The following is a 13,048-nucleotide window of genomic DNA, read 5'->3' on the forward strand; positions in this document are numbered from 1 at the left end:
GGTTTTTTTATGTCATTGCTTTTGTTGCTGCAAATACAACAACAACTCAGAGTGAGGCATTGGCTTAGCATACATAAAGCCTTGCACTTCATCACACCCCATTTTAATAATCGCTTGCTCCTGAGCCTGAGTTTCTACACCTTCAGCTATCGTAGCCAGGTTAAGTCGTTTACCAAGATTAATTATCGTCTCAGCAATCACCTCACCAGCGGGTTGATCAATATCGCGAATAAAAGCACGGTCAACTTTTATCCGGTCAAGTGGCAACTGCTGCAGATAGCTAAGTGACGAAAAACCAATACCAAAATCGTCGATCGCAACTTTAATCCCAAAACTTTTTAGCTTCTGCAAAGCGTCAATGACAATTTTGGGCTCATCCATTACCACTGACTCAGTAATTTCTAATTCTAATAACTGCGGGTCTATTTGTTGCTGGGTCACACAATCTACTACCGATTGCACAAACCCATGGCTTCGAAATTGCGGCATTGAAACATTTACCGCAATGCGCAGACCGGTATATCCATGCTTATGCAATTGCTTGATTTGCATACAAGCCTGCTCTAACACCCAGCTACCAATTTCAACAATCAGTCCGGAGTATTCTGCCAACGGAATAAACACAGCTGGCGACACAAACTGACCATTTGCTTGCGGCCAGCGCAGCAAAGCCTCCATACCAACCACCTGCTTAGTGCTCAGCGACACTTGAGGCTGGTACCACAACTGCAGCTTATCCTGTGCAAAATCCTGTCGAAGCATACGCAACAGCGCCAAACGCTCGGCCATTTCGTCTTCCATTTCAGCTTGATAATACTGAAAATTCTGACCGAGCTGCTTCTTGGCTTTATTAAGTGCAATATACACATGCTTAAGAATGGTCAGTCCCTGCTCTGCACTATCTGTTAAGTGGCAAAATCCGAAGGTTGCACTAATTTGTAACGCATGCTCAGAAGCTTTAAATGGCTCATCAAATACCGCTTGCAGTCTTTCAGGACTTAGCTCTGCTGCCGGCCCGACTAAACCAAACACATCGGCACCTATTCGACCAAGCTGCGCTGTTACACCAAAATGTTCTATCAGTCTGAAGGTAACGGCAATTAGTAACTCATTACCAACGTCCTGACCTAAACCATCGTTTACGTCAGAAAAATGATCAATATCAATTAACACCGCTACGTTGTTTTCAGCTTCATACCGCCGGGTATCTTGCAGGATCTGTATAAACTCATTTCTATTTGGTGTTTTCGTCAGCGGGTCAATGTAGGCAGCATGCTTAAGCTGTTGAAAAAGAGTAACATTTTCATATCCAATCGAAATGTTACTAAGGAATACTTCAATAAGCTGTCGGTCAAAATGCTCTATCGGCCTATTGGTTTCAATATACACCGCTGCACTGTGGATCTCGTTGCCCAAATACAGCACCGTATCAAGGTCCGTAAATATATGCTCGTGTGTACGCAAACATTTAGTAATTTGCTGCACAATACGCTGGTTGCCCAAACGATCTAATTGGCATTTGATATAGGGCGCATAATTACCTGCCGCACCCAGCACATAAATTGTGTCGCTGGTGCTACCATCATCCTCTATCTGTGCACACAGCACACCCTCTGCATGCAACCCTATCAGCGAAGATATTTGTGTAACGACACCCTCTGAGAACTCATGTAATGAATGTTGCTCGAGTAAATTGGCGCCAGCATTGATAATTTTTTGCAAGCCCAGGCGATTCTGATTAATAGTGCGGATCTGCTGATAAGACCGCAGCGACGCAATAATAGAGGTAACCAGTTTGCTGCGCGTTAGCTCTGTTTTAGTCTTGTAATCATTGATGTCGTACTCTTTGATGACGCTTTCTTCCGGCGCATAGCCCGGTTGACCAGTACGCAATACAATACGTATCTCGTCCATACCCAACTCATCACGGATCTGTTTAACCACTTTTAAACCAGCGTCGTCAGACTCCATCACCACGTCCAGCAACACCAACGCTATTTCTGGATGCTGCTTTAAAAAAGCTATTGCTTCTTTACCGGAATAGGCGTGATGAAAAGTCAACTGCTTACCCAATACAGTAAGGTCACTTAATGCCAGTTTGGTGACAGTATGAATTTCTTCATCATCATCAACGATCAATAGGTGCCATTCACCCAGTGTCTGCTCCAACGGCAATGTCGTTGGTTCGTCTTCTGCTAAAAACAGAAAATCTTCATCTGTTTCTTTTGACACCATTGTTCAACCTTATTAAATGATACAACTTAAATATACATGTTTAATTCGCTAATGAGTAAGTTACAACAAATTTTATTTTATACAAACAACATAGCGTTACTTGCCGCATATTTGATCAGATGTCAATATAGCCAAAATGCAGCCACTTTGTAGTATTCACCATGGTCAAAGTAACTTCGTTAAGCGGGCAGCAACGTCTGGCACAGCTGGCAAGGTCTCAATTTGGTACAGCAGAATTAAACAACGCTAGTGACAGCAAAACTGTTGGGGTGACACAAGGCGATTTTGCCGCAAAACATCAAAGCCTGAGCGCACGTTCTGGCGCCACAGTCTCTACATCTCTGACGCTGACACAGCGTGCAGAGCGCCGCATACAAATGCAGCGTGAGCGACAGCAATACAATTTGGAAAGTATTATGGCGCTGGCCATGGAGTATTGCACCGAACAAGTAGCCAACCAAGATGTTGATCCCGACTGGTTTCAACAATTTTGTGAGTTAGTGCTGGAAATTTCCAATAAAAACATGCAACAACTTTGGGCTAAAATCCTGGCGGGAGAAATCGCAGCCCCGGGGAAGTTTTCGCTAAAAACGCTACATAGCTTAAAACGGATGAGCTACAAAGAAGCGCTGGCGCTGCAACAAGCTGCAAACCTGAGCTTTAAAACCCGACAAGACCCTACACCCAGAATTTACTTTGGCTATATTCGTAAACCCTCGCTTTGGCGAGTGCTAACCGGAAAAAACCGCGCTGTGTTAAACCTGAACCAATACGGTTTATCGTATCCACAAATATTGAGTCTGATGGACATTGGCTTGTTACACAACTCTGAAATTGAAAGTGGTTCCCTGCCTTCGGGCCAGATACTCAACTGGCAATATCAACAAACCAGCATTAATGGCACCATAAACAGCAAAGATGTCGTTTTACAGTACTATAAGTATACAGCCTGTGGCGCTGAACTATTGCCGTTGTTAACTACTCAACCCAATCTGGCATATGTGTTGGCGCTAAAGCAGCTTTTAGCCGGAATTGTGCTGTTTGGCCAATGAGCACCAGTGCACAATCTGTTGTAGTTTTGCAGCATCAAGTGGTTTGAAGATTACGTCGTTCATACCCGCAGCGATAAAGCTATCAACTTCATCTACCAAAGCATGTGCAGTGAAGGCAAGGATCGGTATTTGTTGATAGCCGTCGAGCTGGCGCATTTGTTTTGCAACGACAGTGCCATGTAAATCAGGTAATTGAATATCAAGTAAAACCAACTCAAATTGTTGCTCCTTGCACAGCGACAACGCCTCGGCGCCACAACTTGCAGTGACAAGATCGACGGGCTGGTCTCTGAGCAGGATCTGCGTAAATGCCAGGTTGGTTTGATTATCGTCAACCACGAGTAACTTTATATTTTGCCGCTTTAGCTGACCCTCATATAACCTAGCCAGATAAAAGCAACGGTCACAAACCTCTACTCTTAATGCTTCGCGCCAAACAGCAGCAGTGGCTGGACTAGCATGGCAAATTAGCCGCGATCGACCGAATGAAGTCGTGACATCCAGCCAATCAGATAATTGCTCAGGCTCGGGTAAAAATATCAGCACGCTATCAAAGTGAGTGTGTTGCGCTTTCAATTTTAAGTCTTGCAAATCACTGCTCAATACTACATTTTTGACTAACCCCGATAACACACTTTTGCGCTCTGATAAGGTTGCCGTTTGCTGGTCGAACACCAGCAAACTCTTTGGAAATACGGTTGTAGCCGTCTCAGTATCATTTACTGGAATGGAAATGGCTATACTACTGCCCAAACCTTGCAATGACTGAACTTCCAACTCTGCGTTCATTTTCGCTACAGCCAGCTTCAATAGTTTTACTGGCATTTGTTGCCAATACCTGACATCAGCATCAGATGTTAGGTACTGCAACGTCAGATCTGACATACCGTCACCGGTGCCACTTAACTTGATTACCAGATGATTTCCACCTGCTTTTTTTTGTAGTGCCAATGCTATCGTCAGCTCTGTAACACCATTAAATTGAGCGCCGATTTGTAGCAAACTATTAAGTATTATCGCCAGTATGGGCTTGGCTAACATAAGTTGCTGGCGGGCGATATCGGCGCCTTCAATTACATCCAATCTGATGCGATTTTCACCAAGCAGACTGTAAAACTCTGGTAAATGCTGCGCCAGCACATCAGTTAACAATATAAACTCTTGTTCATCCGAGGTTTGGCAAAGCTGTAACTTGTTTATCGCGACAAAATTATGCATCGCTCGAGTGACCATTGGCATAGTCAGATCGAGGGGCTGCGACAGAAATTGCTCCAGATGCTGCAGCTGCAAAACTTGCTGTGCAATAAGATCTTGCAGCTTGCCTGCCCGAACCACTGCTTGTTGCTGTTTTTGCTCAGCAAGTTGTATTTGATTGCGCCACTGCGCACTAGACTCTGCATTTTGCTGGTCTACTACTGTTAACTGCGTAGACAACTCATTCAATACCTGCTTTATCGGCATCAGTTCAGAAACCAGCTCGTCGTCTAAGCGGCTATTAAGTTGTCCTTGTTTAAGCTGGCTAAGTTTATGTGCAATAAGACTGACATCTGTTTGCAGTTGTTGGTTACTGCGTTGAATAGTGCCCTGTATAACCAGTAAGGCGCCACATCCGATGAGAGCAGTAATAAGTAAAGGTAATAGCCAGACACTGTAGCTGGATTCTGGTTCAATGAGTATTAGCATGTAATATTCATTTACATCGCTTGACGCCAGATTATTTTCAATGCTGCTATCGAGCACTGACTCTGCTAAAGGCTGCACTGCTAATATCGATTGCCCTAGTTGATGCAATTGAAAACCTTGCAGCGGCAAGCTTGTGCTGAACTGATGCAACAGGTCAGCGTTATCAGTTTCACCCAGCACACGGCCGTCTGCATTATACAAGGCAATAGCCGTTACCGGTAACACACTGGCAAAGCGCAAGTGGTTCAGCTGAGCATTAAGTATTTGTTGATTTCTATTGGCCAAAATTGGCCGGATACTGTATTGCAACCCTAAGGCATACTGCTGCACCTGAGCGCGCTGCATCACCCGGCTTTCATACTGATACCACAAGCCGGTGCATAACAGCATTAGGCAAACTGAAATTAGCCAGGGCAATGTTAACTGTCTGAAAAAATTTATCAAAACTAAACCTGCACTGGCTAATAGTTAAACTAACTATATAATTAATAGATAGATTCTCAAGATTGACACCAAATAAGCCGGTAGCCAATCACAAGCAGCATTACCCATGTTGCAGCATCAGAAATGCAGTTCTACACCGGCAAATAAACCTTTAAAATCAACATTGGTATATAAATTATCGATATCATCCAGGCGTAAATTGACTACACGATACCCGAGCTTTAAACGCATATTAATTGCCAAATTATCGAGCAATGCATAGGCTACACCAGCCTGAACATCATAAATCTGACTCCCCTGATAAGAGACATAACTGCCTTGGGCAAATACATCTAGCCCTGTTAACGGTAAACCAACTGCGGCAGCGCTATATAACATGGGAATAAGCGTAGATGCGTCCTGACTCGCCTGCAACAGATTGTTAGCAGCATCACTGACGGATATGTTGCCTTTTATATACTTAGCATTGACACCCAAGTCAAAACTGACTAAATCATTGTCAAACATTTCATAATAAAGTACATAATCTGTATTGCTTAAATCAAGTTGATTACCCAATGTTGTCCCGGCATTAAAATCTTCTCCGGCAAAACTAAAACTTGTTTCGAGGACTGTTGCCCCTGCAGATTGCAATTTGTTGTGCTGTATCTTGATATTAGGTAACAGCGGGATCGGATGTTCCAATGCGACAAAATAAGCTGCCTGGGTTTTATCCTTAAAACTAAACTGTTGTAACTGGCTAGTGTCAGAGAAACTGCCATCGGTTGATGCTTGCCAACCGTCTACTCCAGCGTAAACGCCAAGCAAAGTATCAGCCTGTGTATTTACGGTGAACAATAAACAGCTCAAACCGAAGACTACTGCAGTGTATTTCATACTTTTACTATCCTTGGGTTAATAATTCAGATAAATCGATCAATGCAGCATTAGCGCGAGAAATATAGTTCGCCATCACTAAACTGTGATTGGCCATTAAGCCAAAGCCACTGCCATTTAGTACCATAGGACTCCAGATGGATTGCTGGGTAGCCTCGAGCTCCCGGATAATCTGACGCAGGCTGACCATTGCATTTTTACGCTGCAAAATGTCAGCAAAGTCGACCTCTACGGCCTTCAAAAAATGTAACAAAGCCCAACTAGCGCCGCGGGCTTCATAAAATTCGTCATCAAGTTTCCACCAACTGGTTTTTACCATCTTGTGCCCTGGCGAGTCTGTAGATTGCCGTGCGCCAGAGTCACCAGCCAAATCAGTATTTAACCTATCCTGCCCCACACTGGCACTTAACCGCTGCGAATAGCTACCCAAGCGCTTCTCGACGGCCTTTAACCAGTCACGTAAATTATCAGCCCGGGCGTAAAATTGGCTGTTTGGTCTTTGCGGATCCATTAGCTCAGCACGATACAGATAGAGCTGCTCAATAGCTTGACGGTATTCAGATTCAGCACTAGGAATAGCCCAACTACGATGGTCAATATTGAACTTGGGCTGAGCAATCTTTAAAAAAGCGTTTTCTGATGATTGTGATTGTGAACGACTTAGATCTTTACGCAGTGCCAGAGCCAGATCGCGTGACATTTCCAGCACACCAAGTTCCCAAGCTGGCATATTATCTAGCAATACAAATGGCGGCATAATGTCGTTAGCGAGATAACCTCCGCTTTTGTCGAGCAACGTTTCGCCGACTCGAATAAGCGCGGTGGTTGTACTGTAACCAACAATATTGCTGTCAGCAGACTGTTGCCGGCTTTGCTGGATCTCGTCCAACATAGCGGGTTCACGACTGACCCACCAACCAGCGAGGTACATAAACGCCAATGTAGCAACAAGTAGGCCGCTGATAATTTTTGCATTAAACATAATGATCCTCTAACGTTTTGGCATAGCTACAACAGGCATGGCCAATGTAAGCTGCTGTCCGTCAGCAAAGTGTAATTGCATTGGTACTGTCTGGCCAATTTCTAACGTTGCTACAGGTTCAAATAGCATCAGGTGCAACCCGCCGGGTGCGAGCTCTACATTACCTCCGCTGACGATAATAATCTCATCCACCTGCTCCATACGCATCATGCCATCTTTGTGGCTATGGCTATGTAATTCAGCACGAGAAAAAGCGCTGCTGCTGGCTCCGATGAGACGCACATCTTGCGCACTATGGTTGTGTAACACGAAGTAACCGGCGGTAACTGTACGCCCAGGCATGGGTTGGCGGACGTAAGCATTGTTTGTACTTAATGCTGCAGTTGAATCAGCTAATAGCGGCAGACTTAACAGTAATAAAGCGTAAATTAACGGGCGCACTTTTGTTTCTCCTTAAAACTCACGGCTTTATCTTACACCAGTTTAACCCGGTTAACAGCCCGTAACTGAAGGCGAAACGTGTACGTAGCCAGGCTATCGGTCAGGCAACACTACCGCAGCTACAAAATACGCTGCAATAATTGCCAACGGAAACATCAGTAACATCACGGCAGCCAGCAAGCGTATTATCCAGCGTGGTTGCTTGTAGTACTGGGCTAAACCTGCGCAAACACCAGCAACTTTGCGCTGCGCGCGCGCGCAATACCAGCGTTCATTGTGGTGGTTACTATTGGTGTTAGCTGTTGCCATGTTTTTTTACTCCTGCAGCATTTTGTGTAGTATTTTGTTTTGGTTTAAGCAGTAAAATGAATAAACCAAACAGCGTAAATGTTAGCAACTCGATATTTATCCAGCTCATTTAATCACTCCCTGCATATAGCAACTAACGTAGTCTTTGCCACATTGCGGCCAGCGGTGCGATACTTTGCCAGAACAACATCACTGGGATCATACTTAACACCGGACTTAAATAGATCAGGAACAGCCAGCCTGGAGAGACAAGCATCACTTATTCTCCTGCAGTATCTGTTGCAGCAGCGTCTTGTCTTACCAGCAGCACCGCAGCATCCTGCTGAGCAGCTTGTTGCGCCAGTAAGTCAAAAATAGCTTTACTCAGTGCCAATTTCGCTTGTTGTTGGTTGGTGTGACGCAGCTCGACAATATGCTGTTCGGCGTCAGTGTGCAGCTGTGTGGCTAAGTCGTCAGCTATAGCAGTTGCACCAAATAAATTGGCGGCGAAAGAAGTGGTTAAGACAATAGCGGTCAGTGTGTTCATAACAATATCCTTGAAAGTGATTGACTCGTGTTGTCGAGTCACCGTTTCAAGTAGTATTTCAAGTGTTATGCCAAGTTAAAATATCAGATTAAGCACATGATAAATAAAGACAAATAAAAAAGGCGAACCCTTCATCATAGTGTCGCCTTCTATATAAAGCTAAAAAATAGTGTTTTTAACCTATCAGTTAGTCAAATTATTAACCGGATTTATTTTAGCCAGTGCTTGTAACAAAAGCTCTGGCTTAGCGTCGGTAAAATGGCCCTGCTCACTCAATAAACGTCGCCATTGCCGCGCGCCAGGCATGCCCTGAAACAAACCCAACATGTGCCGGGCGATGTGCCAAAAACGGGCGCCCTGTTGCATCTGCCGCTCGATATAAGGCAGCATAGCTAGCACCACTTGCTCGGGTGTGTAACCATTCCCTGTTCTGCCATAAATCAGAGCATCAACATCACTTAACAGCATGGGGTTAGTATAAGCTTCACGCCCTACCATTACCCCATCGAGATACTGCAGTTGTTCACGTGCTTGTTGCAGTGTTTTAATACCACCATTGATACTGATATTCAGCTGCGGAAAATCCTGTTTCAACTGATACACACGTTGATAATTTAGTGGCGGGATGTCACGATTTTCTTTTGGGCTTAAGCCTTTAAGCCAGGCTTTACGGGCATGCACAATTAGTTGTTGGCAACCGGCATCGGCCACTACAGCGACAAAATCCTGCAAAAACTGATATTCATCTGAGTCATCAATACCAATACGGGTTTTAACCGTTACCGGTATACTAACCGCATCCTGCATTGCTTTAACACAATCTGCTACCAACTGTGGCTGCGCCATCAGACAGGCGCCAAACATGCCATTTTGCACCCTATCAGATGGACAACCGACATTGATATTTACGGCATCGTAACCACGCTGCTGTGCTAGTTTGGCACAATGGGCCATATCGGCAGGATTAGAGCCGCCAAGTTGCAACACTAGTGGGTGCTCTTCATCGTTAAATGCAAGATAATCACCACTGCCATGAATAATCGCTCCAGTAGTCACCATTTCGGTGTATAGCACCGCATGCTGGCTTAACAAGCGGTGAAAATAGCGACAATGCTTGTCAGTCCAATCCAACATAGGTGCAATAGAAAACTTGTTATCGATAAGCACTGCAGTTGTCATGTGCTATTTCATGTCCGGAAGGTTTCGACCATAAAAAACTTCACGCATTTCACGAAATACCCGCTTACTGATAGTTTTTTGCTCGTCTGGCGTCATTGAATCGGTACCCATACCAAACAGATAGTTGTTTAAATCGGCTTCTTTTAACATCATTTTGGTGTGAAACAGGTTCTCTTGGTAAACATTGACGTCAATCATCTGGAAGGCGCGCTTAGTGTCTTCATCCATAAAGTTTTGAATAGAGCTGATGGGGTGATCGATATAATGTTTGGTACCGCTAATATCGCGGGTAAAACCACGGACACGATAATCTATAGTAACAATGTCTGATTCAAAGCTGTGGATCAGAAAGTTCAGTGCTTTCAGTGGCGATATAATACCGCAGGTGGACACCTCTATATCGGCACGGAAAGTACAGATCCCATCATGTGGGTGTACTTCAGGGTACGTATGCACACAAATATGGCTTTTATCCAGGTGCGCAACTACAGCATCTGGCCGAGGGCCGGGGTTCTCCGAGTTGTCGGGGTCGACCAGTACGGGCTCTTCACTCACCAATATCGTCACGCTGGCACCTTGCGGATCGTAATCTTGTCGCGCGACATTCAAAATATTGGCACCAATAATATCGGTAACCTCGGTTAGAATGTCGGTTAAGCGATCGGCGTTGTACTGCTCGTCGATATACTCAATGTATTCCTGCCGGTGCTGTTCAGTTTTGGCATAACAAATGTCGTAAAGGCTGAAACTCAGGCTTTTCGTCAGGTTATTGAACCCGTGCAGCTTCAATTTTTCAAAAGGTTTAACCACTTAACATTGTCTCCGCAAAAAACCGCTCAGCGGTTATAAACTAATTTACTACTGTTATTCTGCTGCTGCTGTCAATGCCGCCGCTTTAACACTAAACGAATGGGATATTGTTACACTACCAGACAACATGATCGATACTGAGCAATACTTGTCGGCTGAAAGTTGCACGGCGCGCTCAACCTGTTTTTCACTCAGGTTGGTCCCGGTAACTTCAAAATGCAGATGTAATTTGGTAAAGACTTTTGGTACGCTGTCTGCGCGTTCGGCGCTAAGCTGTACTTCACAATTTAATACTTGTTGACGTGCTTTCTTTAAGATACTCACGACGTCTACTGATGAACAAGCACCCGCAGCCATCAATACCATTTCCATTGGGCTTGGCGCGCTACTGTCATCTTTGTTGCCATCGAATACTACCGCATGACCACTGCCGGAATAACCAATGAAGGTGTTGTCATCGTGCCATTTTACTTTAGCTTGCATCACAATTCTCAGCCGGAAAAATAAGGCCAATATTCTACGTAAAAGCAGCTCAGGTATCTAGCAAATTCGCAGCGTTGTTTAGGCTAATCGAGTAGGTCTGCTATGGCAGTATCAAACAGATTCTTAATTAGCAGAGAGATTTCGTTAATAAGTTCAGCTTGTTGCACTGTGGCTTTTTTATCCAGCACACTGGTTAGCACCTCTTGAAAATCATACATAATGCCGTCCACTTCACGGATAATCATGCTGCGATGGTTCATTTCTAACTCAGTATGTTGAGTACAGAGCGTGATTATTTGCTCTGCAATCGATTCTTCCAGCAACTCGCCGATGGTTTTATCTGTCTCACCACTGCCAGATTGTTCAAACAGCGACAAATGTTCCGTCAGGAACTGGATCAAGTGCTCGTATCCGGGTTTATCTGTGACCATGGGCTGTGACACCTGAGTGTTGACGAGAGATGCATTAAGTATGCGTTATTTAAGCAAATACTGCAGCGAAAAACAAATCGGGGCTTTCGCCCCGATAAAATTTGCTGCTATAGCGGCTTAGAAGCTCAAACCAGGAGAAAGCTGTTCCGGAAGTACAACCTGTTCCAACTCTACAGATGCAACCGGATACGCACAGTAATCCGCAGCATAATAAGCGCTAGCGCGGTGATTACCACTAGAGCCTATACCGCCAAAAGGCGCGGCTGAACTTGCCCCGGTAATAGGCCGGTTCCAGTTTACTATGCCCGCCCGAATGCGGCGGAAGAAATGCTGATACAATTCTGCACTGTCACTGAGCAAGCCCGCTGACAAACCAAATTGGGTATTGTTTGCGGCATCAATGGCTTGATCAAAATCGGTGAAGCGGAACACTTTTAACAACGGACCAAAGTGTTCGTCGTCAGGAAATGCTGTTATCTCTGAGCACTCTATAATGCCCGGTGACACCAGCGCGGTGTTTTCGTCAAGGTGCAGCATCTCTAGCAACATTTTGCCACCTAAAGCAACCAGTTGCTGTTGCACTGCCAACATAGCTTTCGCAGCAGCGACTGAAATCATCGACCCCATAAAAGGCTGCTCGTCAGCGTCATAAACGCCCACTTTAATATTGCGACTCACTTCCAACAGGCGCTGTAGAATAGCATCACCTTGTGCAGTGGCCGGCAAAAATAATTTACGGGCACAGGTGCAACGCTGGCCTGCCGATATAAATGCAGACTGGATAATATCATGCACAGCAGCATCAATATTGCTAACATCCTGAACTATAAGCGGATTATTACCCCCCATCTCCAGTGCTAAAATTTTGTCCGGCCGACCGGCAAATTGCTGATGCAGATAATGCCCGGTACGCGAGCTGCCGGTGAAGAAAATGCCGTCAATACCATCATGACTAGCAATAGCTTTACCGGTATCGACCTCACCTTGCAATAACGCCAACACCCCGGCAGGCAAGCCGGCTAACTGCCATAATTTTACCGTCTCTTCTGCTACTTTTGGTGTCAGCTCCGACGGCTTAAATATCACAGCATTTCCCGCAAGAAGCGCTGGCACTATATGGCCATTCGGTAAATGTCCGGGGAAATTATATGGGCCAAATACCGCCACAACGCCATGCGGTTTGTGGCGAATAAAAGCCCGGCCTTGTGGCATCGGGTTTTCTTTATTACCAGTGCGCTCAAGACAAGCTCGCACTGAAATATCAATTTTGCCTATCATGGCGCCAACTTCAGTTTTGGCTTCCCACAACGCCTTTCCTGTTTCTTGGGCAATAGTTAATGCCATCGCTTCTTTGTGCAGCGTTAACTGCTGTGCAAATTGTTTTACTACTATAACCCTTTCATCAAAGCTCAGACCAGCCCAGTCATACTGCGCTTTGCGCGCGATGTTGACAGCGTTATCTACCTGCGCGGCAGTGGCTGCATTGCCTTGCCAAACCGGTACACTTTTTACCGGATCTGTTGAGGTGAATGCTTTGCCTTCACCTTCTAGCCATTGATTATTAATAAACTGTACTGCTTGCTGCATAATCTTTCCC

14 protein-coding genes are annotated in these 13,048 nt (G+C 45.0%); 1 reads left to right on the forward strand and 13 read right to left on the reverse strand.

Going from position 1 to position 13,048, the window contains the following annotated elements; genetic code table 11:
• Window positions 1-12 precede the first annotated feature (12 nt).
• A complete protein-coding gene (locus tag I4W93_RS06090) occupies window positions 13-2,235 on the reverse strand; it encodes a two-component system response regulator (RefSeq protein ID WP_205309349.1) in 2,223 nt (740 codons plus the stop codon).
• Between the two features lie 161 nt (window positions 2,236-2,396).
• On the opposite strand from I4W93_RS06090, the gene I4W93_RS06095 reads away from it, so the two are divergent.
• Window positions 2,397-3,287, forward strand: a complete 891-nt coding sequence (locus I4W93_RS06095) for a TIGR03899 family protein (RefSeq protein ID WP_205309350.1) — start codon at window positions 2,397-2,399, stop codon at window positions 3,285-3,287.
• On the opposite strand, the gene I4W93_RS06100 is transcribed toward I4W93_RS06095, so the two are convergent.
• From I4W93_RS06100 to astD, 12 genes are all read right to left on the reverse strand, one after another.
• Window positions 3,258-5,360 (reverse strand): response regulator, encoded by a 2,103-nt coding sequence (locus I4W93_RS06100; protein ID WP_205309351.1) that lies wholly within the window; start codon window positions 5,358-5,360, stop codon window positions 3,258-3,260. The genes I4W93_RS06095 and I4W93_RS06100 overlap by 30 nt on opposite strands.
• A gap of 171 nt (window positions 5,361-5,531) precedes the next feature.
• Complete coding sequence (locus I4W93_RS06105; protein ID WP_205309352.1) at window positions 5,532-6,290, reverse strand: TIGR04219 family outer membrane beta-barrel protein; 759 nt, start codon at window positions 6,288-6,290, stop codon at window positions 5,532-5,534.
• 7 nt (window positions 6,291-6,297) lie between these two features.
• The gene (locus tag I4W93_RS06110) at window positions 6,298-7,272 is read right to left on the reverse strand and encodes a DUF2333 family protein (RefSeq protein WP_205309353.1); all 975 of its coding nucleotides are present in this window, start codon (window positions 7,270-7,272) and stop codon (window positions 6,298-6,300) included.
• A 9-nt stretch (window positions 7,273-7,281) separates the two neighbouring features.
• Window positions 7,282-7,713 carry a copper chaperone PCu(A)C gene (locus I4W93_RS06115; protein ID WP_205309354.1) on the reverse strand — a complete coding sequence of 144 codons (432 nt, stop codon included), beginning with the start codon at window positions 7,711-7,713 and terminating at the stop codon, window positions 7,282-7,284.
• Between the two features lie 93 nt (window positions 7,714-7,806).
• On the reverse strand, window positions 7,807-8,022 hold the full coding sequence (locus I4W93_RS06120; protein WP_205309355.1) for a PspC domain-containing protein: 216 nt from the start codon (window positions 8,020-8,022) through the stop codon (window positions 7,807-7,809).
• Between the two features lie 133 nt (window positions 8,023-8,155).
• Complete coding sequence (locus I4W93_RS20330) at window positions 8,156-8,281, reverse strand: hypothetical protein (protein ID WP_255604606.1); 126 nt, start codon at window positions 8,279-8,281, stop codon at window positions 8,156-8,158.
• On the reverse strand, window positions 8,282-8,548 hold the full coding sequence (locus tag I4W93_RS06125; RefSeq protein WP_205309356.1) for a hypothetical protein: 267 nt from the start codon (window positions 8,546-8,548) through the stop codon (window positions 8,282-8,284).
• A 183-nt stretch (window positions 8,549-8,731) separates the two neighbouring features.
• Window positions 8,732-9,727 carry a tRNA dihydrouridine(20/20a) synthase DusA gene (gene dusA, locus I4W93_RS06130; RefSeq protein ID WP_205309357.1) on the reverse strand — a complete coding sequence of 332 codons (996 nt, stop codon included), beginning with the start codon at window positions 9,725-9,727 and terminating at the stop codon, window positions 8,732-8,734.
• A 3-nt stretch (window positions 9,728-9,730) separates the two neighbouring features.
• Window positions 9,731-10,537, reverse strand: a complete 807-nt coding sequence (gene speD / locus I4W93_RS06135; protein ID WP_205309358.1) for an adenosylmethionine decarboxylase — start codon at window positions 10,535-10,537, stop codon at window positions 9,731-9,733.
• A gap of 54 nt (window positions 10,538-10,591) precedes the next feature.
• Entirely contained in the window at window positions 10,592-11,020 is a 429-nt protein-coding gene (locus tag I4W93_RS06140; RefSeq protein WP_205309359.1) for an OsmC family protein, read from the reverse strand.
• Between the two features lie 83 nt (window positions 11,021-11,103).
• Window positions 11,104-11,451, reverse strand: a complete 348-nt coding sequence (locus tag I4W93_RS06145; protein ID WP_205309360.1) for a DUF3802 family protein — start codon at window positions 11,449-11,451, stop codon at window positions 11,104-11,106.
• Between the two features lie 117 nt (window positions 11,452-11,568).
• Entirely contained in the window at window positions 11,569-13,038 is a 1,470-nt protein-coding gene (gene astD / locus I4W93_RS06150) for a succinylglutamate-semialdehyde dehydrogenase (RefSeq protein WP_205309361.1), read from the reverse strand.
• Window positions 13,039-13,048 lie beyond the last annotated feature (10 nt).

This window comes from Rheinheimera maricola (assembly GCF_016918075.2).
GTDB lineage: Bacteria > Pseudomonadota > Gammaproteobacteria > Enterobacterales > Alteromonadaceae > Alishewanella > Alishewanella maricola_A.